Raw genomic sequence first — 25,594 nt, forward strand, 5'->3', positions numbered from 1 at the left:
AATCCAGGCATTGTGTCTGGAAACAGCGGAACTGATCGGCAAGCGATATGAAGCAGCCATCGAGAAGGGAGAAATCAGGCAGGAAGCTTTGTTTGACTTCAACTATCAGCGAATTCCCGACACAGACCCACCCAAGTACAAGACAGGCTTTGACGCCTTTACTGACAAGATTCTACCGGATATCCAGGAACCCATCCTACAAGAGAATCCCGGCATTGTTTATGCGGGTGCCGTTGATATCAACGGCTACTTCCCCACACACAATCTCAAGTTCTCAAAGCCGTTGACCGGTAACCCCGAGACAGACCTGATCAGCAATCGCACCAAACGAATCTTCAACGATTACACCGGCGCTCGCTGCGGCTCGAATACTGAACGTTTTCTGCTACAAACCTACAAAAGGGACACAGGTGAAGTCATGCATGACATTTCTTCGCCAATTTACGTCAACGGCAAGCACTGGGGTGGTTTCAGGATTGGCTATGCACCGGAGGAGTAGAGAGCTTCTTGTGATCACAGCAGACCTTTACTCTGGAGACATGCCTATCGGCTAGCCAGCTTCGTACTCAGGGTAAGTGCGTTGAGGTCAGCTTCCGGTGGGCTACCCCACCGGAAATGCAGAAGTGGTTATGATTGATCGCCACCGGCTGTTAGCCGGGGGACATACCGCGCAACCGCTCGGAACGGCGTCTCAGAAGTTCGACCGTCGTCAACAACAAAATTGAAAACGCGACCAGGATAGAGGCCACAGCCAGAATCGTCGGACTGATTTGCTCACGAATACCCGACCACATTTCACGAGGAATGGTTCTCTGCTCTACCCCTGCAACGAACAGAACAATAACAATCTCATCAAAGGATGTGATGAAAGCAAACAATGCACCCGAAATGACACCTGGCAAAATGAGCGGCATTTGAATCTTAAAGAACGTTCGACCGGCACCGGCCCCCAGGCTGGCTGAAGCTCGTGTCAGGGAGTGGTCAAACCCGACCAGCGTTGCCGTTACGGTAATCACCACAAAGGGGGTACCCAGAGCCGCGTGCGCAAGAATAACACCAGGCATTGTGTTTGCCAGGCCTATGCTGGAATAGAAAAAGAACATACCGGCCGCAGAAATAATCAAAGGCACAATCATGGGCGAAATCAGCAACCCCATGAATAAGCCTTTAAAAGGCATTTCTGAACGCGACAGGCCTAATGCCGCGAGCGTACCCAGAAAGGTTGCAACAATGGTTGAAGATACACCGATGATCATAGAGTTCTTGATCGATGTCAGCCAGGACTCTGAAGTGAACAGGTCCTGATACCATCGTAAAGAGTACCCTTCCGGATTCAGCATCAGCATTTCCCGGGTATAGGTAAAATACGGTTCTACGTTAAAACTTAACGGCACCATGATCAAAATCGGCGCAATCAGAAAAAAGAAAATTAGGCCGCACAACACCCGAAAGGTGTAATACCAGATTCTCTCCAGCGGGCCTGCATAAGTCGGTACTGCCATCGTGAACGCTCCTTCAACCCAGTTTCAGAGAATCTGCACCGACAAGGCGGTTATAGACCCAATACAGAATTAATACACTGATCAACAGCACGGAACCCAGTGCTGCCGCGAGCCCCCAGTTAAGCGATGTTTGCATGTGGTAAGCAATCAGATTCGAAATCATTTGACCAGACTGTCCACCCACCAGTGCTGGTGTAATGTAGTAACCAATCGAAATGATGAACACCAGTACAGCACCTGCACCGATACCGGGTAACGTCTGGGGAACGTAGATGCGCCAGAAAGCTGTCCAGGGAGTGGCACCCAGGCTCTTTGCTGCCCGCACGTACGAAGGCGGAATGGTCTTCATTACACTGTACAATGGCAACACCATGAACGGCAGCAAGATATGCGTCATCGCTATGATGGTACCGGTCATGTTGTAGATCATGCCCAACCGACCGTCTTCACCAATAACACCCAGAAAAATCAGTAACTCATTGATGACACCTTGCTGTTGGAGTAAAACAATCCAGGAAGTCGTTCTCACCAGCAGGGACGTCCAGAAAGGCAGTAACACAAAAATCATCAATAAATTGGCCTTGCGCATGGGCAAGCTGGCCATCAGGAAAGAGATAGGAAACCCAAGCAGCAGTGTCAGCAACGTAATACCAAGACTCATTGAGAATGTGCGGATAAACAGGTCGATGTAAATCCGCCGGTTCTCATCCTGCATGACGATCTCGCCATCCTCATTATAGGTACCGTCAAAGGCAGCGACATAATATGAGGCCGTTAATGGTCGGCCTTCGCGTTTGATTATTCGGTAAAACTCGGTTTCATTCCAAAGCCGGTGAGCGTCCAGGAATGCTTCTTTGTAAGGGGGTTCCATGTCTTCGGCAGACCGCGACGTTCTCATCAGGGCGCCCCGTGCGGCACTGATTTCATAGTTCAGTCGTACAGCCACCCGCCCAATGGTTCTGTTAGCGCTTGCTACCGTTAACTCTTGCGCAAGGGCTTCAAAAACGGGTTCATCCGGAATGCCTTCACCGTCCCAGTCCTGCAGTGCTTCCAGGGTCTTCGGCAACACAGAGACCAATTGCGGGTTGTCGACACTGCGCCACATCATTTGCCCGATGGGGAAAATAAACGATATAAGCAGATACGTCAGAAGTGGTGCGACCAGCAAGAAGGCTATCAGGGTGCGTTTACGCTCCGCTCGTTTCAAGCTGGCTTTTAACGGGGTACCGTCAACGGTAACCATTTGTCCATTGACCTTGTGGTCGTTGTCGGATCCGTTCGGGGTACCGTCAATTTGGGTCATACCTACTCCTGTTTACCCGCTTTTTTAGTTCGGCTCGCACAACCGATCAACACCCTGATAGCGGGCATTTGCGAACCTTACCTAATCTGAGATGGTCTGAAGCAAGCCTCTTTCGCCGATAGCATCAACAAACGACGTTTCGCCCAAAAGACTTTCTTCAGAAGCACTCGTTACACTACTGCAAACGATCGAAAAGACAGACCAAAACCCGGATTCAGGATGTTTGGCCTGTCAGAGGGCTACCATCAAAGGTAGCCCTACCTAGCATTAACCGCGCAACATCCAGTTGGCAAAGCGCTCACGCAACTCATCGCCATAATCGGTCCAGAAGTCATTATCCAGTACGATCGGAGACTGGTAGTTAGCCGGATTAGACGGCATGTGCGGATTCATATCGATGCCGAGGTCAGCATGCTCACCGACCAACGGTGCCGAAGACGCACGGGCCGGACCATAGGAAATGTACTTGGCCTGATCAGCCAGACGTTGTGTATCGGTTGCCCAATAAACATACTCAAGCACTTCTTCCTGGTTCGCGCCATAAGGGACTACCCAGCCGTCCCACTCTACGATTTGGCCATCCCAGATAATATCGAAAGGCTGGCCTTCAACCTGTGCTGCGTTGAAGATACGTCCGTTATAGCCTGTGGAGAACGCGACTTCTTTGTCAGCCAGCAGCTGAGGAGACTGTGCACCTTCAGTCCAGAAAATCAGGTTGTCTTTAATCGTGTCCAACTTGGCGAAAGCACGATCAACACCTTCTTCCGTTGCCAGAACATCATAAATGTCCTCTGTCGCAACGCCATCGGCCAACAAGGCCCACTCTAAACTACCAGCGGGTCTATCCTGCAGAGCACGACGACCTGGAAAGTCTTCCAGGTTAAAGAAGTCTTCAACACTGTCAGGCTGGTTATTGGCCGGGAACATTTCGGTGTTGTAGGTGATGACCGTTGAGTACAGGATTTGTGGAATGAAGCACTCGCCCAGGCTGCCTGGCAAAAAGTCTTCACTCGCCGGCGTTCCATCGGGTGCCGGTGCCAGCATCTCATCGTGATCGATTGGCATAATAATGCCTTCGTCACAGGCGAGCTGAGCATCGGATGGCAGCATGTCTACCAGGTCCCAGGTAACGTTGCCAGCCATGCTCTGAGCGCGCAAACCGGCCAACGCATTGGCTGAGCCATCATCATTGATGATGGTGATGTGGTCTTTCACTGCCGTATAAGGATCATGATAGGCACGAACCTGACTTTCCGTGTATGCACCACCCCACGAGACAATCGTCAAATCAATAGGGTCTTCTGCGTGTACCGCTGTCACAGCCAACAGGCTGATCGCGCTGCTGACTCCAAGCTTTCTAAGCATCGGCTGTTTCATGGGTAACTCCTCTTTGGTCTTAAAACCAGGCGAGACTGCCTGGTCGCTTTGTGCCACCGAAAACACGAGAGAGAATGCAGAGTTCTTTGGCATCCTACCCTCCTGACTCAGCGAACCATCAGTCACGCACCATCAGGATGCATCAAGCGCGCGACAATCTTGTTCCGACCACCCGATGCGAATGGACTGACCCTTTCGCATCGAATGGTTGTCGGATGAATTCGGAACTTTCATAATAAAATCGTTACGCCCACACACGCTTAAACGTGAGCGAATGTGATCACCCAGATAGATCAGCTCTTCTACCTTGGCATCAAAACAATTACTGAACGATTGACCTTCCTTCACGACAAACACGCGCTCCGGCCGCAACGATAGCGTTGTTTTCTCATCGGTTTCATGAGCGCTGATCGCCAGAGACTGGACTGCAGATCCGTCATCCAGACGAACGGTCACAATATCGCCGTCCTTGCTCTCAATCTTACCCTTCATTTTGTTATTTTCGCCAATAAACTGCGCTACAAATGCGTTTTCAGGGCGCTCGTACAGGTCGGCCGGGGACGCGAGCTGTTGAATCCGGCCGTCATCAAACACAGCGATTCGGTCGGACATCGTCAGTGCTTCTGTCTGGTCATGGGTAACGTACACTACCGTAATGCCCAACTGGTCGTGAAGATGCTTAATCTCATATTGCATCTGCTCGCGCAGATTCTTATCGAGTGCACCCAGGGGCTCATCCATCAACACCAGCTCTGGTTCAAACACCAGTGCCCGGGCCAACGCCACACGTTGCTGCTGGCCGCCTGATAGCTGCGCAGGACGACGTCCTGCAAAAGATTCCATTTGCACCATGCTCAGTGCGTTCATAACTTTCGCTTCGCGTTCACTCTTGTCAATGCCGCGAACTTCCAGGGGAAAGGCGAGATTTTCACCGATGGTCATGTGCGGAAACAGTGCATAATTCTGAAACACCATGCCGATGCCGCGCTTATGGGGGGGGATGTTATTGATCGCCTTGCCGTCTAGAAGAATGTCACCGTAGGTGGCTGTTTCAAACCCAGCCAGCATCATCAGACAAGTGGTCTTACCGGAACCGGAGGGACCCAACATAGTCAGGAATTCGCCCTTGCTTATGGCAAGATTCAGGTCCTTGACAACCAGCTCCTCCCCGTCATAACTCTTCTGAACACGATCAAAGGCTACGAATACTTCACCGGGATTTTCGTTCTCCAACGTGGCATCTCCTGTATTGTTTTGACTGCTTAAACATGCGCCTGCCCAGCAGGTTCCGTCGATGAAATCCCAGATCACATCCTGAGTGAGAACAGCTCTTAACGAACTTTTAGCAACACAGGCTTACAAAACCGGACAACCCGACCAATCAATCGTGCACTAAGCATATGCAATTACTTTGCCGACTGTCTAGATCCGTTGATTTATTTTAACCGCAGGCCTTTTTGCCGATCTTTTTGTTATCGCAACGCTGTATGGGACAGCTTGCAGTCGATTGCGGTCAAATAAAGTGCAGGCTTATGGTGCATGATGTTCATCTTTGGGGCAATGCCCAGTTACACTCAATCTGTGCAACCCTAACTTTCAAACACACTGTCAGCATTTTCTTATTACAGTAAACATTGTTTTTGGCAATTTGCAAGAAAGTCGCGGCAGTAAGCCCGCTGAAAAAGACAGAGCAATTGACTCCGACAAAGACTCGGATTCAGAAACTGACACGGTATGGACAGCCGAATTCACAGCACCTGAACAGTGCAGCGAGCAGGGATGGAACGCAAAAGAATGGGGGCTCTTCTGGGTAAAACACAAAAAAAGGCGCTGCATCGAAGCAGCGCCCTTTTTCTGTGCCGCACTGCAGCGGCTACCGGGCAGTCGCCTGGTTCAGGCCAGAAGCTACCGGGTAATGGCGTCCACCGACATCAAAGAACGACGATGTTCTCTGCCTGAGGGCCTTTCTGACCCTGAGTAATGGTGAATTCTACTTTTTGGCCTTCAACCAGAGTCTTGAAGCCAGAACCAGAAATCGCGCTGAAGTGAGCAAAAACGTCAGGGCCGTTTTCTTGCTCGATAAAGCCAAAACCTTTGGTCTCGTTGAACCACTTGACGGTGCCGGTAGTCGTAGACATGTGTGTAACCTATCAATGAACAAGTAATGTGTCGTTCCCGACCGGCGACTGGACTACCATCGACTGTCAGGGAACCTTTTTGCTTTTCAGTGTTGCTTCTACTTATGGATAACCGACGAGTTCAACTGACAACCGAACGTACAGCGTTCACATCGAGCTAACAATCATAAATAATAAGACTTACTTTCAAGCTTTGATCATGTTAGCCGACTGCTAAATGTTGTCAATAATAAATAGGAAGAGCCCTCTGTGGCGGGCTTGAGACGACGTATACGTGTTTTACTAACACCTTGAATCCTATGCGTTTATTGCGCCGGAGAAAGCCGCTCGAGCGCCTGTCATTTAACCCTGTTTTTCTGACTTTAGTCCTGCACGGACCTCGATTCATGTCGAAAAATCACGAACCAGCCACGCCATTTGCCATGGGAATGGCTGCGCGCTAGCGTAACGGCATGTCCCAGTGGAGCTACAACACAATGACCCGGTCTGTCACCCCATCAACAGAACACGAAGTCGACTACCTTGTCATTGGCGGAGGTTCTGCTGGCTGTGTTTTGGCGGCACGGCTGTCTGAAGATCCTAACTGCCGGGTTCTACTGATAGAGGCCGGCGGCGGCGGGCGCAGCCCTCTGGTCCAAGTGCCACTGGGCGCTGCTGCCACCGTGCCAGGCTATGCTCACAACTGGAACTTCTCGACAACCCCCCAGCCTCACCTGAACCATCGCCAAACGTTTCAACCCAGAGGGCGGGGGCTCGGTGGCAGCAGTGCGATCAATGCCATGATATATACCCGGGGGCACCCTAAGGACTATGACGACTGGGCCAGCCAGGGGCTGACCGACTTTCGCTGGGAACAGATGCTACCGTGGTTCATTCGCAATGAGAGCAACCAGCGCGGTGCCAGTGACGCCCATGGTGACAGCGGACCATTGGGCGTTGACGACATTCGTTACCACAACCCGGTGGTAGAGACATTTCATCGGGCTGCGGCTGGCGCCGGTTACCGGCTGAATTCGGACTTTAATCAGGATGACCAGGAAGGGGTTGGTCGCTATCAGGTCACCCAGCGCAATGGGTTGCGCTGCAGTGCGGCACGGGCCTATCTCTTTCCAGCGATGTCACGTTCAAATCTGACGGTGATCACCAACAGCCATGCTTTTGAGCTGGCATTTGACGCTGGCCGGGCCAGTGGGGCCTGGATCCAGACCGGTAACGGCCCGTTAAGGCGATTCACCGCCCGTCGCGAAGTCATTGTCTGTGCTGGTGCTTTTCAATCGCCGCAATTGCTGATGCTATCGGGCATTGGGCCCGGTGAACATCTGCAGGCATTGGGAATAGAGACTCGGGTGAATTCACCGGACGTAGGGCAGAACCTGCAGGACCATCTCGATTACATCAGTGCCTGGCGCAGCCCTTCCCCGCATCTCATTGGTTACGGATTAACGGGGATCGGCCGGGTGGCTGCCGCCCTGCCCAACTTCCTGTTACGTCGCCGCGGTATAATCACCAGCAACGTTGCCGAATCTGGCGGTTTTCTGAAATCCAGCCCAGACCTGGGCCGGCCGGACATTCAGCTGCACTTTCTGGTAGCCCTTGCAGACGATCATAATCGCAAACTGCACTATGGTCAGGGGTTTAGCCTTCATGCCTGCGCCCTGAACCCCCATTCCCGGGGCTTCGTTCGTCTAACCGACAGGCACCCACTGACACCGCCGCTGATCAACCCGCGCTACCTGAGTGACGAACGGGACCTGGCTACTTTGCTGGCAGGCGTTAAGCTCAGCCGGGACATTGTTATGCGTCCGGAGTTGTCAGCCCTGCGTGGCAAGCCGATGTACATTGAAGACCATGCCTGCGATGCGGCACTCATTGAGTCAATCAGAGCCAGAGCAGAGAGCATCTACCACCCGGTTGGTACCTGTCGGATGGGAATCGATGACCGCGCCGTTGTAGATGCCCGCTTCCGGGTCAAAGGGGTAGCCGGATTAAGAGTGGTCGACGCCAGTGTGATGCCAACCCTGATCAGCGGTAACACCAATGCACCGACACAGGTGCTGGCTGAACGGGCTGCCGACTGGATTCGTCGCGGGGAATAGGGTGACGCGCTTACAGCATGCCACCTGGCAGGTATTCGAGATCAGAACAGAGGGGTCGATGTGCACGAAAACGCTCTGGGGCCTTGTTCAGAGGCGCCCTAGCCTTCTTTCCAGACCCAACGAACCGGCTCACCAAAATCGTCGTAGATCCAGACTTTTCGGGGCCCTCTGTTCTTAACCTTGTGGCTTTCCTTCTGCTTACGGGAGTCGATGGCGGCAACCACCTCGGGAATTGGAGTACGCTCTTTCGGCGGCTCCTGACCCTGACCCGACTGGAACGGATTCGACCAGGGTTTGTTGCGGTCGAGACCCGTCTCACCACGTTCTATTGGCTCTATCTTGCCGCCTTCGCGCAAGAACGCATCAACCTGAGACTCCAAGTCTTTACGAATGTCTTTTTTATCAACGGGACGCTTCACTGCTGGCCTCGGCTGACTGGAACCGCTTACTCGCAGTTTAGCAAATTTCAAGCCCGCTTCCGAACCTGTAATGGCTTGCTGCGCCCTTCGACGTTTAAGAACTCCTGAATAGGTCATTCGCCTTTCAACTGTTTCAATAGACTGGCCGGGATCTCATGAATGATCAGACGCTCATTATCAGCATCAAATTGCACATCATTACCCAGGTTAATATTACTGAAACTGATGGAAACGTCTTTGCTGCGTCCCGAATAGCGGATGTACTTTTTCAGACTCTTGCGGTCCGGTATGAAGGTTTCCTTGAGATCAGGCTGTTCCTGTTCGATGTACTGCGAAAACGAGGCATCGGCATCGGCCTGAAGTTCCTCAGACAACACCCGGTAGGATACCGGCTCGCCCATCTTGTCTTGCTCGATGCAGAACTCTGCCGCTTTCTTGCGATAATTCTGACCCTTATCAGCCGGTAATTGCACCGAAAATGCATCAACAACCGCCATAAAGGCTTCGGTATCCGCACTGGTATCAACAGTAGCGACAAAATCCACGAAGTTAAGCAGCGCATCCTGCAGGGCCTTATCGCCAAAGCCAAAACTGACGGTCAGGTACTGCCCTGGGGCTTCCTGCTCCCACTCGGTTACGTTCAGGCATGCGCCAAACCCCAGTCGACCGTAGTCGATCAGTCGGCTTTCACTCAGATTCAAATCGTGGGTGATCGATAACCCGTGCTTATGACGCAACTGAAAAAACCAGACCTGTCGACCAGATTCAAGCTGTTCGTCGGCAAACAGCCAATACCCATCTGATTCCACGCCGTCGTTTTCCAGCGCCAGAGCAAGGCGCTCCATCAATTGCTGGCTCCAGGTCTTGAAGGTGATACCGTCGCGCAGCCACTGACCGGTCAGCGCTTTAAAATGCCCGGCCTGCTCGGCAAACCCGCCGTATCGCTTGCTGGCCCGCCCGGCAAAACTGCTTTTGACTTCCGCAACAAGCGTTAAGGCGGCCTCATCGAGAGCCAACGTCTCATCCTGTAAATGCAGATCGGTTTTTGAATCGAGTCGGGTCAGTTGGTGGACGATCAGGTGGTTCAGCGACAATGGTATAACCCCAATATCTGAAAATGACACAGCGGCACAGTATACGGGTTAATGACGGCGTTGTCGGCGTTCCGTTGGAAACTGCACCAAAACCCGTCCGGCTGCGTATGCATATATACAATCATCGATCCGTGGAACTGTTATGAGCCAACCCAAAAGCCGCCGTTTGCATCAAAGCCGACTGGGTCGCTTCAGCCAACTGGGCCGACTGGCCGGAGGGGTTGCCGGTGGAATGATGAGCAAAGGCGTTAAGCGCTGGTCCAAGGGCGAGGGGTTTAGCGCCCGGGACCTGGCCCTGACCCCGGGTAACCTGGAACGCGTCTCAGACCGGCTGTCACAAATGCGCGGCGCGGCCATGAAAGTGGGCCAACTGGTCTCCATGGATGCCGGCCATCTGATGCCTGCGGAGCTGTCGGCCCTGTTGAGCCGGCTTCGATCCAACGCCGATGCCTTGCCCTTATCGCAACTGGATCCGGTATTAGCTGAAGCCTGGGGCAGTAACTGGATCGATCAGTTCAGCCAGTTCAGCTACCAACCCATCGCAGCGGCCTCCATCGGCCAGGTTCACAAGGCGGTATTGCGGTCTGGAGAGACCCTGGCAATTAAGGTTCAGTACCCCGGCGTGCGGCGCAGCATCGACAGCGACATTGATAACGTAGCCACTTTGCTGCGCTGGTCGCGCCTGCTGCCAGAGTCACTGGATCTGGCGCCATTACTGGCTGATGCCAAGGCCCAGCTTCATGCAGAAACCGATTACGACAAAGAGGCGCTTTCAATGCAACGCTTCAGCGGCTGGCTTCGCGGGCGCGATGAATGGTCGGTTCCCAGGGTTCAGTCGCAACTGACCGGCTCCACCGTCCTGGCCATGAGCTTTGCCGAAGGCAAGCCCCTGGAAAGTCTCGACCAGGCAGACTCAGCCACGCAAGCGCTGTGGGTCAGCCGTCTGTTCGCACTATTCTTTGAGGAGCTATTCAGCTTCGGCAGCGTTCAGACAGATCCCAACTACGCCAATTATTTATTCGATTCCGAACGCCAGCAGGTCACTCTGCTCGACTTTGGCGCCGTTCGCGATTACCAAACCGAAATGATCGATGGCTACAGAGCCCTGTTCAAAGCGGCCATGGATGCAGACCGGGCCGCTGTGTTTGAATCCGCCCGGCGCATCGGATACTTCAGCGAGGCCATTGATACCCAACAAACCGACGCGGTCATTGAACTGTTTATGATGGCCACTGAACCCCTTCGGGTTGCCACCTACGATTTTGGCCGCAGCGACATAGCACCCCGAATACGAGAGCAGGGCTTGGAGCTGAGCATGAAACAGGGCTACTGGCACAGCCCGCCGGTTGCATCCCTGTTCCTGCACCGGAAACTGGCAGGCCTATACTTGCTGGCTCAGCGACTGAACGTCACCCTCCCGGTGCGTGACCTTCTTGAACACCAATTCGACCCGGGCGCCGGGACAGTGGACAAAAACCCGGCAGGCTGCCATCCTTGAAGCCGTTAACGTCAGATAAGAGCGTCCAGTCAATGGCCTCCTGCAGGCAGCGGTGCCGATTGTGCAGCTGTTGGTTCAAACCCGTGACGGGGAAGTATCCGGATGACTCTTCCCTGCACAGCGGATCCGGGCAGTACAGTATCCACTATGAATCAAAATGAAGAGTTCATCGAATACCACAGAGCGTTGATGTCGCTCAGTCATGACTCTGGATTTATACAAGGTTCACGGATCGAAAAGATGTCGGCGCTTGTTGACCTTTGCGGTCGACTTCTTAGGGTAGAGCGCATCGGTGTCTGGAAACTGTCTGATTCCGGTGGGCAGCTAAACCTTGAATGCCTGAACACACTCAGCGAGGGCATTTTCACCGACGAGGTAACACTGACCCGCGATCAAAACCCGAGCTACTTTGATGCCATGTTAACGGCTGAAGTCATTGATGCCAGGGATGCCCATACAGACCCCCGAACCAGCCAGTTTGCCGAACGTTACCTTAAACCTCTGGGCATTGAGTCCATATTAGATGCTCCCGTGTTTGATGGCAGCAACCTCAGCGGCGTAATTTGCCTGGAAGCCACCAGCCACCGGCAATGGACACTGCCGGAAATATCCATCGTCACCGTTGTAGCCGACACCATCAGTCTGATCAATTCATACGAAGCCTGGTCCGCATCCCAGCAAGCCCTCGATTTCATCAGCCACTATGACGAACTGACCGGTTTAGCCAACTTGCGTGCTTTCAAAAAGCGACTGGAGCACCTGTGCCAGGCTGAGAAAAACACGCCGCCAATGGCCATTTTCTGGATTGATATCGACCGGATCAAAAGCATCAACGATGGCATGGGTGAGGCTATCGGCAATCACCTGATACAGGAAACCGCCAGCCGGCTGCACTCAATGCGCGTTCGTGGCAAGGAAAAGCTCGCACGGTGCGGCGGCGACGAGTTTCTGTTGCTGATACGGCACGCCCCCGACCCTGAGGCACTGCGTCAAGTGGCCGATCAAATTCAGTCACTGCTGTCCCAGCCTTTGTCGATGACTGACGTTAATGTAGCCACCACCGTCTCCATCGGAATCAGTTTGTACCCGGCAGACAGTCTTGACCCTCAGAGCCTGCTAAAACAAGCAGAAGCGGCTATGTACCAGGCCAAAGACTTCGGACGTGGCCAGGCGCGCTTTTTCAACGCCGACATGTCGATACAAGCACGCCAGCGCTTCCAGGCAGAAGCTGAAATGCGTCACGCCATTGCCTCCCGGCAGTTGATCGCCTACTACCAACCCATCGTCGATGCTTTCAAGCAAAACATCGTCAGCGTTGAAGCTTTGGTGCGGTGGCAACACCCTGAACGCGGACTGATCAGTCCCGACGACTTTCTCCCACTGGTACGCTCCGCCAACCTGATGAAGGAGTTGGGTCAAGCCATGCTGGAGAGGGTGTTGGAGGACGTTTGGATCCTTCGTGATCAGGGCATCACGATTCCCGGCATCAGCCTGAACCTGTCGGCCGAGCAACTACTCGACCCGAACTTCGCCGGATCAGTTCGTAGCCAATTACAACGGGCCCAACTGCCTGCCTCGACACTGGATTTCGAGGTCACCGAAGACTCTATCGAAAGCGACACCACAGCGCTTCACGAAAACCTCAGCACGCTGGTCGAGATGGGCGCCAGTTTGTCCATCGATGATTTTGGCACCGGGTTTTCCTCACTATCGAGGTTAAAACACCTGCCCTTCACTCACCTTAAGATCGATCGCTCCTTCATTTCCGGCTTGCCTAATAAACAGGATGACAAAGCCATTACCCTGTCGATCCTCGGCCTGGCCCGTGGTATGGGAATGTCAGTCGTCGCCGAAGGTGTAGAAACGGTGACCCAGGCAGACTGGCTTCAAGCCCAGGGGTGCGCCTATCTGCAAGGCTACCTGTTGCACCGGCCCATGCCATTCAACGAACTGGCCGCCTTACTGCGCGACGTTGATTAACGGTCCATGCGTGGCGTTCTGTTACCAAGAAACGACGCCAGCAAATTCAGAGCTGCCGGAATAGCGCCGCTGTTTAAAGGTGTGACAACGAAGCCCTGGGTTTGTTGGCAACGTGAACAGTGGCTGAACTTTTCGCCTGAATCACTAGCAGGTTGCTGAAAAAGGCTTCCTGTCCTTTTTAACACACGAGAACCAAAAAATGCGGTTCTTGCTTCTCTCACAAAATCATTGGTTGAACAGTCATCAATTTTGCCGGAACGTCCATGGTCCGGCTGCAGGCCGCCGGCCTACCGGGGAATGATGCGTTTCGACGGTAAAAACTCATCCAGTACGATGGTTTCCTGGGCCTGCATCAGGCTCTCTGCACGCACCATGTGTGCGCGCATGACGGTGCGTACGTCGGTTTCGTCTTTTCGCTTTAGAGCGCCCAACAATTGCATTTGAAAATGCCGACCGGTTTCCCACAGTTCCGGATTGGGCAAATCATAAATGTCATGACACAACCGAAGGTTTTTTAGCAGACCGAGTAAGAAATGGCAGGTGAAACTCAAAATCGGATTGGGGCATAGATCGACCAACACCTCATGAAAACTAAGCTCCGCCAATCGCTGGGCATGCTCTTCCTGCTGGTTTTTGGGCGGCGCATCGTAGATCGTCATGGTATTCTGCAGACGCTGAAAGTCCTCATTGGACAATCGACCACAAACCGATGCCGCAAGCTCCGGCTCCAGATTAACGCGCAACTGGTAGATGTCGTGAATGGTGATGTCTTTAAAGTAAAAATAGTTGGCAAGCAGAGACATTGCCCGGTCTGGAGGAACATCAGCAACGAAAGCGCCGCCGCCCGGACCGGTCCGGGTGACGATAAGGCCTTGAGTGTCCAGGGCCTTCAAGGCTTCCCGAACGGTGCCTTTACTGGCAGTAAACTGCACCATCAATTCCTTTTCCTGTGGTAACCGGTCACCCGGCTTAAGTCGGTGCTCCGCGATCAGCCCTTTCAGTGCATCGGTTACCTGGTCGGAACGTTTAGTCATGATCTTTTACATTAGAATTAGACAGCGGATGGTAGCACGCCACCCGGTGCCCGGTCGCCAGAGTTTCCAGTTCGGGATCGGATTGCCGGCATTCTGTTGTCGCCACCGGACAACGGGCCGCAAAGGCGCAACCCACAGGCGGATGCATGGGATCCGGCAATTCGACAGCATCATCTTCCGCAGGGAGTTTACGCACAGACTGCCCCGGAACACTGTCAAGCAATCGCTGAGTATAAGGGTGGCGTGGCTGACTGAAGATAGCCTCGACCGGCCCCTCCTCGACCACCCTACCCAGATACATGACCACCACCCGATCACAGAAGTTACGCACAACACCCAGGTCATGACTGATAAACACGTAGGTCAATTGCAGCGATTCACGCAGGTCCTTGAACAGGTTCAAGACCTGGGCCTGAACGGACACATCCAGCGCCGATACCGGCTCATCCAGAATCAACACTTCCGCTTCGGCGGCCAGAGCCCGGGCAACACCGATGCGCTGCGCCTGGCCTCCTGAAAACTCATGAGGGTACCGCTCCAGAAACTCAGGGCGCAGATTCACTTGCGTCATCAATTCATCCAGACGCTGCTGACGTTGCTGTTTTGTTAACCCCTGCAAATACATCAGCGGTGCGGAAAGAATATCGCGAATGGTTTTACGCGGGTTCAGTGACGAAATCGGATCCTGAAAAATATACTGAACCCGGCGCGCATGCTGCTTGAGATTCACCTTTCCATTGGCGCCCTTCAGGTTAATACCATCCAACTCGATGGTGCCTGTACTCGGCTGATCCAACCCCACCAGCATTTTCGCCAGCGTGGACTTACCACAGCCGGACTCACCAACCACCCCCAGTATTTCACCGGAAACGACCTTCAGCGAAATACCCCGCACCGCCTGAACGGAAGGCCGCTGCTTGCGCAGGAGTGTCAGGCCGCCGCCAAAGTGTTTAACCAATTCACGGACTTCCAGCTTGGCTTGCGTCGTCATAAAACCTCCCGCGCAAAGATGCAGCGTGCCTGTCGGGTCTCAGTCAGTGCCTCCAACTCAACCGGGGCTGCCCGGCAAGCCTCGGTTACCTGGTCACAACGATCGGCAAATTTACAGCCCGGGGGTAAATCATTTACCTTGGGCGGCAAGCCTGGGATTTCAGTGAGTCGATCCGCCACCTGGTTAACATCCGGCACACAGGCAATGAGGCGACGGGTGTAAGGGTGTACCGGTTTGGCCAGCACCTCAGCCACCGGGCCCACTTCCACGAGTTCACCGGCATACATGACCGCCACGCGATCACAAAGCTCGGCGACGACGCCGAAGTCATGCGTAATGAACATCAAACTGGACCCCTGCTCATGGCGCAGCTGATTCAACAGTTTCAACACCTGTGCCTGAACCGTCACATCCAGTGCCGTCGTTGGCTCATCGGCTATGATCAGTTGCGGTTTGTTGGCCAGGGCCATGGCGATACTGACACGCTGACGCATCCCACCGGACAACTGGTGCGGGTAGACCTTCGCCCGGGCCTTCGCGTTCGGTATCCGGACCTGTTCCAGCAAAACAACTGCCTGCTGCCAGGCAGCCCGGTAACTGAGTGGCTGGTGAGCCCGTAAGGCTTCCACCAACTGGTCGCCAATCGAAAACAGAGGATGCAGAGTCGACAGCGGATCCTGAAAAATATAGGCCAGCTCGCCCCCGCGCAATCGACGCAATCGCTCATCATCGACGGCCAGCAAATTCTCTTGGCGATAATTAACCTGGCCCGCCATGATGGTTCCCGGTGGCGACGCCACCAGTCCGAGCAACGACATCGCCGTGACCGACTTGCCAGAACCCGATTCACCAATAATGCCCAGACATTCGCCCGGCGCGATGGAAAAAGTCGGTCCATTGACCGCCTTGTGCACCTCGGTGCCGATGTGGAATTCGGTGCGAAGATCCACGACATCCAGCAGACCCTGTTGTTTTTGGGCAGCGGTATGTCTGGCTTGGTCAGAGACCCGGGTCCTGGCTGCCGGGCGCATCAGTGCGCCAGCCTTCAAACGCGGGTCAAGCGCATCACGCACGCCATCGCCCAATAAATTTATGCTCATGACCAACACAAAGATCACTACGCCTGGCAATGTCGCTACATGCGGTGCGTTGATGATCAGCCGGCGCCCTTCCCCGAGAATGGAGCCCAGGTCTGCGGTGGGTGGTTGTGCACCCAAACCCAAAAACGATAAACCGGCCGTCTCCAGAATCATCCAGCCGACCGTGGTCGACATCGTGATCACAATCACCGGCAACACATTGGGCAGCACTTCGGTAAGCACAATCAGCGCATCGCCCTTGCCTGACAACCGGGCCGCATCGACAAACTCCCGGTTGCGTAACGTCACCACAACACCTCTGACATTCCGGGCAAAGAACGGGATATTAACAATGGCGATTGCATACAGGGCATTCAACAAGCCCGGCCCCAGCACCGCGACAATGGCCAGTGCCAACAAGATGTAGGGAAAGGCCATCAGCATGTCGATGCCCCGCATCAGGGTTCCATCGACCCGGCCACCAAAATACCCTGCCAGCAACCCAATCGTTGAGCCAAGCGTTGCAGCCACCAGCGTTGCAACGATACCCACCGCCAAAGATACCCGTGTCCCCCAGAGCAGACGCGACAACATGTCGCGGCCTAACTGGTCGGTGCCCAGCCAATACCCGGGTGTTAACGGGGGTAACAGCCGTTGAGAAGGATCGGTGATGTCCGGGTCCGCCAACGGCAACCAGGGCGTAACGATAACCAACAGTAGAATGACGGCAAGAACCATCAAACCAAAGCCCGCCAGCTGATTCCTCATTAGCAGCTTAAAAGGCCCTGCCCGGCCCGACTTTTTTACAGCAGGTGACGACGAGGTTCCGGCCACTGTCATGACGTTACCCTCGGATCGAGTAGCACCTGCACCACATCGGCCAAGAGGTTAAAAAACACGTAGGCAGCGGCCACCACAAGAACACCACCCTGAACCAGCAGCAGGTCCCGCGTTGAAATGGCAGTTACCAGCATGCTGCCGATACCCGGCCACTGAAAGACCGTTTCGATGTACACAGCACCGCCCAAAACGAAGCCAGCCTGAATGCCGATGACGGGAACAATGCTGACCAAAGCGGCCTTGAACGCATGGCGATAGATAACCCGCCGCTCAGCCAGACCTTTGGCCCGGGCAGTGCGAATGTAATCCTGACGCAGTACTTCGAGCATACTGGCACGCGTCAGACGGGCGATAACGCCGGTGGCAATAAACGCCAGCGTTCCCGCGGGTAAAATCAAATGCCGGATCAGATCCGGCAAATCACCGCCGCCATAAACGGCGTACATGCCACTGGCAGGCAGCACACGAAACTCCACCGCAAACAACATGATCATCAACAACCCCAACCAGAAAGCCGGTGTGGAAATGCCAATCAGGACGATCAGAGTCAGTACCTTGTCGACCAGACCGTATTGTTTCACCGCCGACACAATGCCGACCAGCAGCCCCAGGATCGAACACAACACCAGAGCCGTTCCGGCCAAAATCAGCGTGGCGCCAAAGCGTTCATTGACGATTTCAAGCACTTCCCGGTTTTGATTAAAGGATCGCCCCAGGTCACCCTGCAACAAATTCCCCAGCCAGGTGAAGTACTGACTGACCAGAGGCTTGTCGAGTCCGAGCTGGGCGTTGAGCCGGGCCACGTTATCCGGAGTCGCGTAGGAGCCCAGAATAGCGGTAGCGGGGTCGCCCGGTATCATCGCCATGATGAAAAACACGATGAGTGTGAGGCCGAGCAAAACCGGCAAGGTCATTGCCAGTCGTTTACCAATGTATGGCCAGATAGGACTGCGCATGGGTCACCCTGCCTACGGAAAATTAAGTTTCAAAGTTCGATTTTACTGTCTTGCCAGGGGATCGTGCCAGGCACCGGGCATGCCACTTCACCACCCGTTGGCACCGTTTTAAAGGCACCATTGGGTGGAGTTGGTTGGTCTACGAACTTCAGTCAATGCAGCTGTTACGGCTTGCTCACATCCTGCAATTGCAACAGGAAGGAGGGTTGCAATTTGAAATTCTCGACGGCGTCTGTCGCCACGGCATTTTGTTGCCAGTTAGCAATAAACGCCCAGGGCGCATCGTCGTAGACGATGGCCTGCATTTCCCGGTAGAGGCGTGCCCGCTCATCCTGATCGGTGCTGGTGCGAGCCTGATTCAGCAACTCATCCACTTCCGGGTTGCTGTAGTAGCCGGAGTTGAAACCGCCGTTTTCCGGAAAGGCTTCGGTGCGCAACGCCAGGAACGGCAGTGTATCCGGGTCGTTGGTCATCCAGGCCATTTCGGCCATATCCGCTTTGCCTTCAAGCCCCGGATTAACTTCCCCGAGAAAGGTATTCCACTCGTAGGTTTCGATGCTGACATTCAATCCTACCGCTGCCAGATCGGCCTGAATGGCGGTACCCATGGAAATGGGGTCGAGCATGCCCGAGCCGCCTTCGGTCACATAAAACGTAATTTCGGCACCTTCGCCACCCGCCTCTGCGATCAACTCACGAGCGCGGTCCGGGTCGTAAGGGTAAGGCTCCAGTTCATCGTTATAGGCCCAGCCAAACGCCGGCGGTGTAGGCCCGGTTGCGACAGTGGCGGTGCCCTGCAATATATCGGTCACCAGAGACTCTTTATTGATGGCGTAATTCACCGCCTGGCGCATGGCTTTACTATTAAAGGGCGCTTCTTTCATGTTCAGGATCAGGAACCACAGGTGCGGGCCGGCTTGCTCATACAGTGCGAACGACCCGTCATCGACAAAGGTCGACACGTTGTCTGGCGGAACTTCAACCATCAGATCGATACCGCCCGACAGCATTTCCGCTACGCGAGTATTGGCGTCGGTAATAGGCCGGAACACCACCGCTTCCAGCGACGGCGCGCCATCCCAGTAACCCGGATTGCGAGTCACCACGACGCGCTGGTTTGCCTGCCATTCTTCGAACTGGAAGGCTCCAGTCCCAGACGGGTTACGCCCGACTTCTGCCCCATGCTCCCTGACCGCGTCAGGCGAAATAATCAGCCCGGTTGGATAGGCCAGATTCGACAGAAACGGCGCAAAAGGCTCGGTTAGGGTAAATTTGACCTGATAGTCGCTGACGGCTTCTACCGAATCGACCTGACCAAAATAAAACGCCAGCGGGAAGGGGCCCGTATCGTAATAGGGGTGGTCTTCATTGAGCATGCGTTCGAAATTAAACACCACAGCCTCGGCATTGAACGGCGAACCATCGTGGAAGTTAACGTCTTCACGAAGATTGAAGGTGTACTCCAGACCGTCGTCACTGATGGTCCAGTCTGTCGCCAGTGAAGGCTCAACATTCAGCGTGCCGTCGGCATAGCGCACCAACCCGTCGTAGACATTCACAAGAATTCTGAAGTCGTTTACCGCGGTAACCGCGTGAGGGTCCAGAGATTGTGGCTCGGCAATCTGACCGACAATCAGGACGTTGGGGGGCGTTTCGGCCCATAGTGGACTGCTGGCCAGTGCAGCCAGTCCGAAAAGCAGTGATTGGACGACGCGTTTCACCTTGAGTGCCTCTCTGTTTTGACGTTTTTTTTATGATTGCGTGCAGCGTGCTCCCCGTTTTCTCAACCTGTCGACGACAGCAGGCTCAGGTTCAGTCACATTGCCCTATTACATTTATCACTATAAATTAGTGGACGCAATAAATTTTATGATGATAAATTAACCCAACAGCCTGAACGGATAACCGCATGACTTACTCCATCATCGCCACTGATCCTGCCAGCGGCGCCGTGGGCGTTGCGACGGCCACCGGCAGTGTGGCGGTAGGCGGCTTTGTGCCGCATGTGCGATGCGGACAGGGTGCCATAGCCACCCAGGGGGCTTTTACCAACTGGCTTTATGGCGACAGGGGGCTGGCAATGCTGAACGACGGGCAGACGGCCGACCAGGTCCGGGACCGGTTGATTGCAGCCGACGAAGGCCAGGCTCAGCGGCAATTGATTGTCTGCGACCGCTGGGGCAACACGGCCGGTCACACCGGCTCAGGGAATCTGGATGCCAAGCTGCATCTGTGTGAACCGAATTTCGCCGTAGCGGGCAACATGCTCAACAGCACCGACATTGTGCTGGCGATGAAAGGTGCCTTTCAGCGGCTATCGGCCGCACCCCTGCACGACCGCCTGCTGGCAGCAATGATGGAAGGTGAACGCATTGGTGGCGATTTTCGGGGCACCCACAGTGCAGCCCTGAAAGTGCATTACCCGGATAAACCACCGGTCGACCTGCGCGTCGACTGGGCCGAAAAAGAGTGCATCGAACAATTAAAAATCCTGTACCACAAAACCCAAAGTGAGCCCTTCCAGGAATTTCTCGCAGGGGTGCCAACACTGGTTCACCCAACCAAAACCGGCCACGTTAATCGAAAGGAGGTTCGTTAATGTCACTGGGTAAACGCATTATGGACTGGTCAGCGCAGGCCGCCCGTCACTCTGAACCCGGCCCGGGGGTCACCCGACTGCTGGGGTCACCGGAACACAAGGCGCTGTTAGCTGACCTCGACGGTTGGATGCAGCAGGCCGGTCTCAGCACCGAGCTTGATGGCGCTGGCAACCTGGTCGGGCGAACCCGGCATCAGCCCGGTCTCAAAACCCTGATCATCGGCTCCCATCAGGACACCGTTCGCCAGGGCGGCGCCTTCGATGGCATGCTAGGCATATTGTTGCCGCTGGCCGTGCTGCAGCAACTCCACGAGCAGGCAGTCACTTTACCGGTCAACGTCGAACTGATCGCCTTCAGCGACGAAGAAGGCGCCCGGTTTTCATCCACGCTGGTTGGCAGCTCGGCGCTGGCCGGCACCTTTAACCCCGACATTCTGAAGGCTACCGACCGGGACGGAGTCACACTGGAAAGCGCCCTGCGCGGCCTGGGTGCCAACCCGGATCAGATCCCGGCACTGAAACGGGACCCGTCTAAGCTTGCCGGCTTTCTTGAAATTCATATCGAGCAGGGCCCGGTACTGGAATCACTCGATTTACCGGTCGGCGTGGTCTCGGCCATTACCGGCATCGAACGCCACAAGGTTCACATCACCGGCAAGGCCGGTCACGCCGGTACCACACCCATGCACCTGCGTCAGGATGCCCTGCTTGCCGCTACCGAGGTGGTGCGCGCGGTCAACGACCTGTGCCAGAACACCGAAGAACTCGTTGGAGTCGTCGGCGAATTGAACGTGACGCCCAACGCCGTCAACGTCATTCCCAGCGCCGTCGAGCTGACCATTGAACTGCGCTCGCCGGTGACCCGCATTCGCGAAACCGCCCGCCAACAATTGCTCGCGCAATTGAATGAGCGAATCGCCGGACACGCCTGTCAGTGGACTCATGAACGGGTGTATGAACAACAGGAAGTAGACTGCTCACCGGCTATCCAGCAACAACTGGCCAACGCCATTGCCACCTGCGGCTGGCAACCGCACACCCTGTTCAGCGGCGCCGGTCACGACGGCCTGGCCATGGCCAAAGCGACCCCCATTGGCATGCTCTTTGTGCGTTGCACCGGCGGCCTCAGTCACCACCCCGAAGAAGCGATTATCGAAGCCGATGCCGACGCTGCAGCAGAGGTCATCAAACTGGCGATACTGAACTGGGAGGCTCCGGTATGAGCACCCTACCCCCGGTCAATATCAACCGGTTACTCACCACGCTAGACCAATTACTGCGCATCGACAGCCCAACGGGCGACACCGTCGCGATGGAACAGGAGATCACCCGGCAACTGTCACCCTTTAGTTGGCAGGTCAGCCAAACTCACCGGGGAAACGTACTCGCGCAATCGAGTGAAGACCCAAAACGGGCAATCGCTGCCCACCTGGATACCCTGGGTGCCATGGTGCAATTCATCCGGGAAGACGGCCGGCTTGAAGTGACGCCACTGGGAACCTGGTCGGCCCGCTTTGCCGAAGGCGCGCGTGTCACGGTAAAAACCCGACAGGGCCCGATCCGGGCCAGCCTGTTGCCGCTGTTCTCCTCCGGCCACGCCTGGAACGACGCCGTCGATGCCCAGCCAGTGGCCTGGTCGCAGCTCAGTGCACGCCTCGATCGCCCTACGACGAGTCGGGAAGAAACCCTGGCCCTGGGCGTTCAACCCGGCGACATTGTTTGCATTGACCCGGTCCCGGAATTCGATGACTCCGGCTACATCATTAGCCGGTTTCTCGACAACAAAGCCGGCATCGCTTGCGTGTTGGAAATGCTGCATCTGTTACATGAAAACCAACTGGCGCCCGCGCAGCCGGTACTGCTCGCGTTCACGAACGCTGAAGAGATTGGCCTCGGGGCCGGTACCGCCCTGCCCCGCTCAATTGAAGAGTTGATCAGTGTCGACATTGCGCCGGTGGCCAGCAACCAGGCAAGCCGGGAAGATTGTGCAACCCTCGGATTCAAAGACGCACTCGGCCCCCATAGCCGCTCTTTGCTCGACCGGCTAGACAATATGGCAACCGCATACGACATAGACCTTGTGCGCGATGTGTTCCGGCACTACCACAGCGATTGCTCCTCAACCCTGACCGCCGGATATGATGCGAGCACTGCGTTATTGGGTTTTGGCACCGACAGTACCCACGGCTACGAACGAACCCATCAAAAGAGTTTGATCGCCGTTACGCAGATGCTGACCGGGTATGTGCTGAACAACTAACGTGGCTCTGACTAGTTCACGCACTGCTCTAGTTCATGCCCCGAAAACAAAAAACCCGGCTATCACTGGCCGGGTTTTTTTCATTCACCGATGATCAGTAAGCCGCTTCGGGCTCATAGAAGTCATCGGCATTGTCGGCTGTGATCGGGTCAGCCGCCAAAACCATGCGCGACGGTACGCCGTGGTACATATCACCCATATGCTCGCCACGTACACCATGCACTGCCACCGCAATGGCGGAAGCAATCATGTTTGGCGGATAGGTAACGGTCGCCTTCACGATGGGGTGATTGTCGCGAATCATGCCGATCACATCTTTTGAACCGCCGCCGCCAACGAGAATCTCGATGTCATCACGACCGGATTCTTCAATGGCGGTCAACACGCCTTTGAGAGCGTCGTCATCACCGGCCCAGACCGCATCAATGTGCGGGTGACGTGCCAGCATGTCTTCCATCACATTCAAAGACGTTTGCGGATTCCACTCGCCAGACTGGGAATCCAGAATGGTAATGCCCGAATGACGCGCCATTTCCGCATTAAAGGCGTCGACCCGCTGGCTATTGATCGGAATTGGGGGGCCTTCGATTACCACCACATTGCCTTCACCGTCCAACGCCTCAGCCATATACTTAGCCGCCTGCTCGCCCATACCCGGATTATCGCCGGCGAGGAACACATCCTGCGTTGGCGAGTCCAGTTCGCGGTCGACGACAACGGTGTAAACGCCGTCCTGGTAAGCTTCAGCAATCACTTGCTGCAGGGTTGCCGGGTTATGCGGCAGAATGACCAGTGCATCGATCTGACGAACGCGCAAATCTTCCACATCACCCACCTGTGCCGTGCCCGAATTCGCCGCCAGTATCGTGAACTCAACCTCAGGGTACTTTGCCGACAGATCTTCCGAAGCCTGACGCGCCCACCACAACAGACCGGCGGTCCAGCCATGGTCTGCTGAAGGTACACTGACACCGATGTGGTAACTGTCTTCCGCAAAGGCGACAAAAGGCGTCACCGATATAGCGGTGGCTACAGCCGCTGTTTTTAACAATCTTTTCAGTTTCATGATTTTCGTCCCATCTCTGGTTGTTGTTATTCCATCCCTCTGTTGCAGTGGGATGACTTTCTGGCTTGCGCCGAACATGGCCGATAAAAACCGGCCATGTTTTTTATAAAACCCTGACCAACTACTGGCGCTTATATTGAACCAGCACTGCAATCAGGATCACCGAACCCTTGACCAAACCCTGTAAATAAGGTGACACCCCCAGCAAGTTCAGCATGTTGTTGATGATGCCCAGAATCAGCGCACCAATCACCGTTCCCCAAATCGACCCCTTCCCACCAGATAGCGCGGTACCACCAATGACCACGGCCGCGATGGCGTCCAACTCGTAGAGCACACCGGCATCAGACGGACTGATCGAGTTCAGGCGGGAGGCCAGCATGATTGCCGACAACCCCACACAGGCACCGGCAATGGTAAAGCTGCCGAGAATGACCGTTCTGACCCGTATGCCCGAATAGCGGGCAACCTGAGCGTTGGCACCAACCGCACAGAGGTGTCGACCGAAACGGGTGTAGAACAACAGAATATGAGCCACGGCCGCCAGAATCAGAAACGCCCAAACCGGAATGGGAACGCCCAACCAGTAACCGCCACCCAGATTGGGGAACAGCGGGTTGCGTGATACCACTTCACCGGCATCGGTCAGATACAGCGCCACTGAACGAAAAATCGACATAGTGGCCAGCGTCGCGATAAAAGCGGTCACTTTTCCGCGGGTTACCAGCAGACCGTTGAACACCCCAAACAGCGCTCCGCTACCCAGTGCCACTAACACGCCGACCACGATGGCCAATACCGGATCGGTGACCGCATTCAGTGCGTAAAGTAGCAACACACCAACCAGCGCGACCATTGAGCCGACTGACAAGTCGATGCCGCCGCCAATGATGACGAAGGTGACACCAATGGCGATGATGCCGGTGTAAGAAACCTGACGCATGACATTGGTAAGGTTTCGGGTGTTAAGGAAATATTCACTGGCCAGAGACGATGCGACCAACAGAACAAGCAGCGCAATCAATGGAGCAAGTATCGTAAGGTCCAGACCCAGGCGATTGACGGTACTGGAAAAACGTTCAGTCAGGTTTCTTGAGACTGTAACTAAATCTGTGTAACTGCCTATTATTAACCCAATGGTTGGGTGAGGATGGGCAGACTATGAACAAGAAAGAGCTACAGGCAATCGCTCAGGCGGCAGCCAAGAATATCAAGACAGAGGATGACCTCAACGAGTTCAGGCAGATGCTGACCAAGATAACGGTCGAGACGGCCCTGAATGCTGAGCTGGATGATCATCTGGGCTTTGCCAGGCATGAGCAATCCGACACGGGCAACAGCCGCAACGGCCATTCCAGTAAA

The 25,594-nt window shown here is 54.8% G+C and carries 21 protein-coding genes and 1 pseudogene; 8 read left to right on the forward strand and 14 right to left on the reverse strand.

Annotated features, from left to right (window positions below):
- Positions 1-499, forward strand: a pseudogene (locus tag G565_RS27025) (methyl-accepting chemotaxis protein); the annotation flags it as partial.
- A gap of 151 nt (positions 500-650) precedes the next feature.
- Here the strand turns inward: G565_RS27025 and G565_RS0117295 are convergent.
- The 5 genes from G565_RS0117295 to G565_RS0117315 form a co-directional block, all read right to left on the reverse strand.
- Entirely contained in the window at positions 651-1,502 is an 852-nt protein-coding gene (locus G565_RS0117295) for an ABC transporter permease (RefSeq protein ID WP_028672001.1), read from the reverse strand.
- Positions 1,503-1,515: 13 nt separating this feature from the next.
- Positions 1,516-2,805 carry an ABC transporter permease gene (locus G565_RS0117300; protein ID WP_245584210.1) on the reverse strand — a complete coding sequence of 430 codons (1,290 nt, stop codon included), beginning with the start codon at positions 2,803-2,805 and terminating at the stop codon, positions 1,516-1,518.
- Between the two features lie 267 nt (positions 2,806-3,072).
- Positions 3,073-4,182 carry an ABC transporter substrate-binding protein gene (locus G565_RS0117305; RefSeq protein ID WP_028672003.1) on the reverse strand — a complete coding sequence of 370 codons (1,110 nt, stop codon included), beginning with the start codon at positions 4,180-4,182 and terminating at the stop codon, positions 3,073-3,075.
- 132 nt (positions 4,183-4,314) lie between these two features.
- Positions 4,315-5,415 carry an ABC transporter ATP-binding protein gene (locus tag G565_RS0117310; RefSeq protein WP_028672004.1) on the reverse strand — a complete coding sequence of 367 codons (1,101 nt, stop codon included), beginning with the start codon at positions 5,413-5,415 and terminating at the stop codon, positions 4,315-4,317.
- 698 nt (positions 5,416-6,113) lie between these two features.
- A complete protein-coding gene (locus tag G565_RS0117315) occupies positions 6,114-6,320 on the reverse strand; it encodes a cold-shock protein (RefSeq protein WP_028672005.1) in 207 nt (68 codons plus the stop codon).
- 476 nt (positions 6,321-6,796) lie between these two features.
- On the opposite strand from G565_RS0117315, the gene G565_RS0117320 reads away from it, so the two are divergent.
- Positions 6,797-8,416 (forward strand): GMC family oxidoreductase, encoded by a 1,620-nt coding sequence (locus tag G565_RS0117320; protein WP_037340040.1) that lies wholly within the window; start codon positions 6,797-6,799, stop codon positions 8,414-8,416.
- Positions 8,417-8,514: 98 nt separating this feature from the next.
- On the opposite strand, the gene G565_RS0117325 is transcribed toward G565_RS0117320, so the two are convergent.
- Entirely contained in the window at positions 8,515-8,835 is a 321-nt protein-coding gene (locus G565_RS0117325; protein WP_028672007.1) for a hypothetical protein, read from the reverse strand.
- A gap of 113 nt (positions 8,836-8,948) precedes the next feature.
- Entirely contained in the window at positions 8,949-9,929 is a 981-nt protein-coding gene (locus tag G565_RS0117330) for a nucleoid-associated protein (RefSeq protein ID WP_028672008.1), read from the reverse strand.
- A 142-nt stretch (positions 9,930-10,071) separates the two neighbouring features.
- Here G565_RS0117330 and G565_RS24710 point away from each other — a divergent pair, with 142 nt between their 5' ends.
- Both G565_RS24710 and G565_RS0117340 read left to right on the forward strand, forming a co-directional pair.
- Entirely contained in the window at positions 10,072-11,427 is a 1,356-nt protein-coding gene (locus G565_RS24710; RefSeq protein ID WP_051208185.1) for an ABC1 kinase family protein, read from the forward strand.
- Positions 11,428-11,667: 240 nt separating this feature from the next.
- Positions 11,668-13,407, forward strand: coding sequence for a putative bifunctional diguanylate cyclase/phosphodiesterase (locus tag G565_RS0117340; protein WP_211227212.1), 1,740 nt, complete (start codon positions 11,668-11,670; stop codon positions 13,405-13,407).
- A 287-nt stretch (positions 13,408-13,694) separates the two neighbouring features.
- Here the strand turns inward: G565_RS0117340 and G565_RS0117345 are convergent, their stop codons facing one another.
- From G565_RS0117345 to G565_RS0117365, 5 genes are all read right to left on the reverse strand, one after another.
- Positions 13,695-14,441, reverse strand: coding sequence for a FadR/GntR family transcriptional regulator (locus G565_RS0117345; protein ID WP_051208187.1), 747 nt, complete (start codon positions 14,439-14,441; stop codon positions 13,695-13,697).
- Positions 14,434-15,432 (reverse strand): ABC transporter ATP-binding protein, encoded by a 999-nt coding sequence (locus G565_RS0117350; RefSeq protein ID WP_028672011.1) that lies wholly within the window; start codon positions 15,430-15,432, stop codon positions 14,434-14,436. Before G565_RS0117350 ends, G565_RS0117345 begins: the two co-directional genes overlap by 8 nt.
- Entirely contained in the window at positions 15,429-17,279 is a 1,851-nt protein-coding gene (locus tag G565_RS0117355) for a dipeptide/oligopeptide/nickel ABC transporter permease/ATP-binding protein (RefSeq protein ID WP_037340048.1), read from the reverse strand. Before G565_RS0117355 ends, G565_RS0117350 begins: the two co-directional genes overlap by 4 nt.
- A 68-nt stretch (positions 17,280-17,347) precedes the next feature.
- Positions 17,348-18,307 (reverse strand): ABC transporter permease, encoded by a 960-nt coding sequence (locus G565_RS0117360; RefSeq protein ID WP_028672013.1) that lies wholly within the window; start codon positions 18,305-18,307, stop codon positions 17,348-17,350.
- A gap of 164 nt (positions 18,308-18,471) precedes the next feature.
- Entirely contained in the window at positions 18,472-20,028 is a 1,557-nt protein-coding gene (locus G565_RS0117365) for an ABC transporter substrate-binding protein (RefSeq protein WP_028672014.1), read from the reverse strand.
- A 188-nt stretch (positions 20,029-20,216) separates the two neighbouring features.
- Here G565_RS0117365 and G565_RS24715 point away from each other — a divergent pair, with 188 nt between their 5' ends.
- From G565_RS24715 to G565_RS24720, 3 genes are read left to right on the forward strand one after another with little or no spacing between them, the layout of a single operon-like run.
- The gene (locus tag G565_RS24715; RefSeq protein WP_051208188.1) at positions 20,217-20,906 is read left to right on the forward strand and encodes a DUF1028 domain-containing protein; all 690 of its coding nucleotides are present in this window, start codon (positions 20,217-20,219) and stop codon (positions 20,904-20,906) included.
- The gene (locus G565_RS0117375) at positions 20,906-22,129 is read left to right on the forward strand and encodes a M20 family metallo-hydrolase (RefSeq protein WP_028672015.1); all 1,224 of its coding nucleotides are present in this window, start codon (positions 20,906-20,908) and stop codon (positions 22,127-22,129) included. Before G565_RS24715 ends, G565_RS0117375 begins: the two co-directional genes overlap by 1 nt.
- Positions 22,126-23,166 (forward strand): M20/M25/M40 family metallo-hydrolase, encoded by a 1,041-nt coding sequence (locus G565_RS24720; protein ID WP_051208190.1) that lies wholly within the window; start codon positions 22,126-22,128, stop codon positions 23,164-23,166. The genes G565_RS0117375 and G565_RS24720 overlap by 4 nt, the downstream gene beginning before the upstream one ends.
- 94 nt (positions 23,167-23,260) lie before the next feature.
- Here G565_RS24720 and G565_RS0117385 read toward each other — a convergent pair whose 3' ends face one another.
- Both G565_RS0117385 and G565_RS0117390 read right to left on the reverse strand, forming a co-directional pair.
- Positions 23,261-24,232 (reverse strand): substrate-binding domain-containing protein, encoded by a 972-nt coding sequence (locus tag G565_RS0117385; RefSeq protein ID WP_028672016.1) that lies wholly within the window; start codon positions 24,230-24,232, stop codon positions 23,261-23,263.
- 121 nt (positions 24,233-24,353) lie between these two features.
- Positions 24,354-25,256, reverse strand: coding sequence for an ABC transporter permease (locus tag G565_RS0117390; protein WP_245584211.1), 903 nt, complete (start codon positions 25,254-25,256; stop codon positions 24,354-24,356).
- A gap of 137 nt (positions 25,257-25,393) precedes the next feature.
- Here G565_RS0117390 and G565_RS0117395 point away from each other — a divergent pair.
- Positions 25,394-25,594, forward strand: a 201-nt coding sequence (locus G565_RS0117395; protein WP_028672018.1) for a transposase, incomplete at its 3' end; no start/stop codon positions are given.

The sequence above is a fragment of the Saccharospirillum impatiens DSM 12546 genome (assembly GCF_000423605.1).
GTDB lineage: Bacteria > Pseudomonadota > Gammaproteobacteria > Pseudomonadales > Natronospirillaceae > Saccharospirillum > Saccharospirillum impatiens.

Bases quoted from the DNA above. Each gene is read 5' to 3' on its own strand.
- G565_RS0117295 (WP_028672001.1), bottom strand. From the start codon at position 1,502: ATGGCAGTACCGACTTATGCAGGCCCGCTGGAGAGAATCTGGTATTAC.
- G565_RS0117385 (WP_028672016.1), bottom strand. From the start codon at position 24,232: ATGAAACTGAAAAGATTGTTAAAAACAGCGGCTGTAGCCACCGCTATA.
- G565_RS0117360 (WP_028672013.1), bottom strand. From the start codon at position 18,307: ATGCGCAGTCCTATCTGGCCATACATTGGTAAACGACTGGCAATGACC.
- G565_RS24720 (WP_051208190.1), top strand. From the start codon at position 22,126: ATGAGCACCCTACCCCCGGTCAATATCAACCGGTTACTCACCACGCTA.
- G565_RS0117300 (WP_245584210.1), bottom strand. From the start codon at position 2,805: ATGACCCAAATTGACGGTACCCCGAACGGATCCGACAACGACCACAAG.
- G565_RS0117355 (WP_037340048.1), bottom strand. From the start codon at position 17,279: ATGAGGAATCAGCTGGCGGGCTTTGGTTTGATGGTTCTTGCCGTCATT.
- G565_RS0117315 (WP_028672005.1), bottom strand. From the start codon at position 6,320: ATGTCTACGACTACCGGCACCGTCAAGTGGTTCAACGAGACCAAAGGT.
- G565_RS24710 (WP_051208185.1), top strand. From the start codon at position 10,072: ATGAGCCAACCCAAAAGCCGCCGTTTGCATCAAAGCCGACTGGGTCGC.
- G565_RS0117305 (WP_028672003.1), bottom strand. From the start codon at position 4,182: ATGAAACAGCCGATGCTTAGAAAGCTTGGAGTCAGCAGCGCGATCAGC.
- G565_RS0117340 (WP_211227212.1), top strand. From the start codon at position 11,668: ATGTCGGCGCTTGTTGACCTTTGCGGTCGACTTCTTAGGGTAGAGCGC.
- G565_RS0117350 (WP_028672011.1), bottom strand. From the start codon at position 15,432: ATGACGACGCAAGCCAAGCTGGAAGTCCGTGAATTGGTTAAACACTTT.
- G565_RS0117375 (WP_028672015.1), top strand. From the start codon at position 20,906: ATGTCACTGGGTAAACGCATTATGGACTGGTCAGCGCAGGCCGCCCGT.
- G565_RS24715 (WP_051208188.1), top strand. From the start codon at position 20,217: ATGACTTACTCCATCATCGCCACTGATCCTGCCAGCGGCGCCGTGGGC.
- G565_RS0117345 (WP_051208187.1), bottom strand. From the start codon at position 14,441: ATGACTAAACGTTCCGACCAGGTAACCGATGCACTGAAAGGGCTGATC.
- G565_RS0117320 (WP_037340040.1), top strand. From the start codon at position 6,797: ATGACCCGGTCTGTCACCCCATCAACAGAACACGAAGTCGACTACCTT.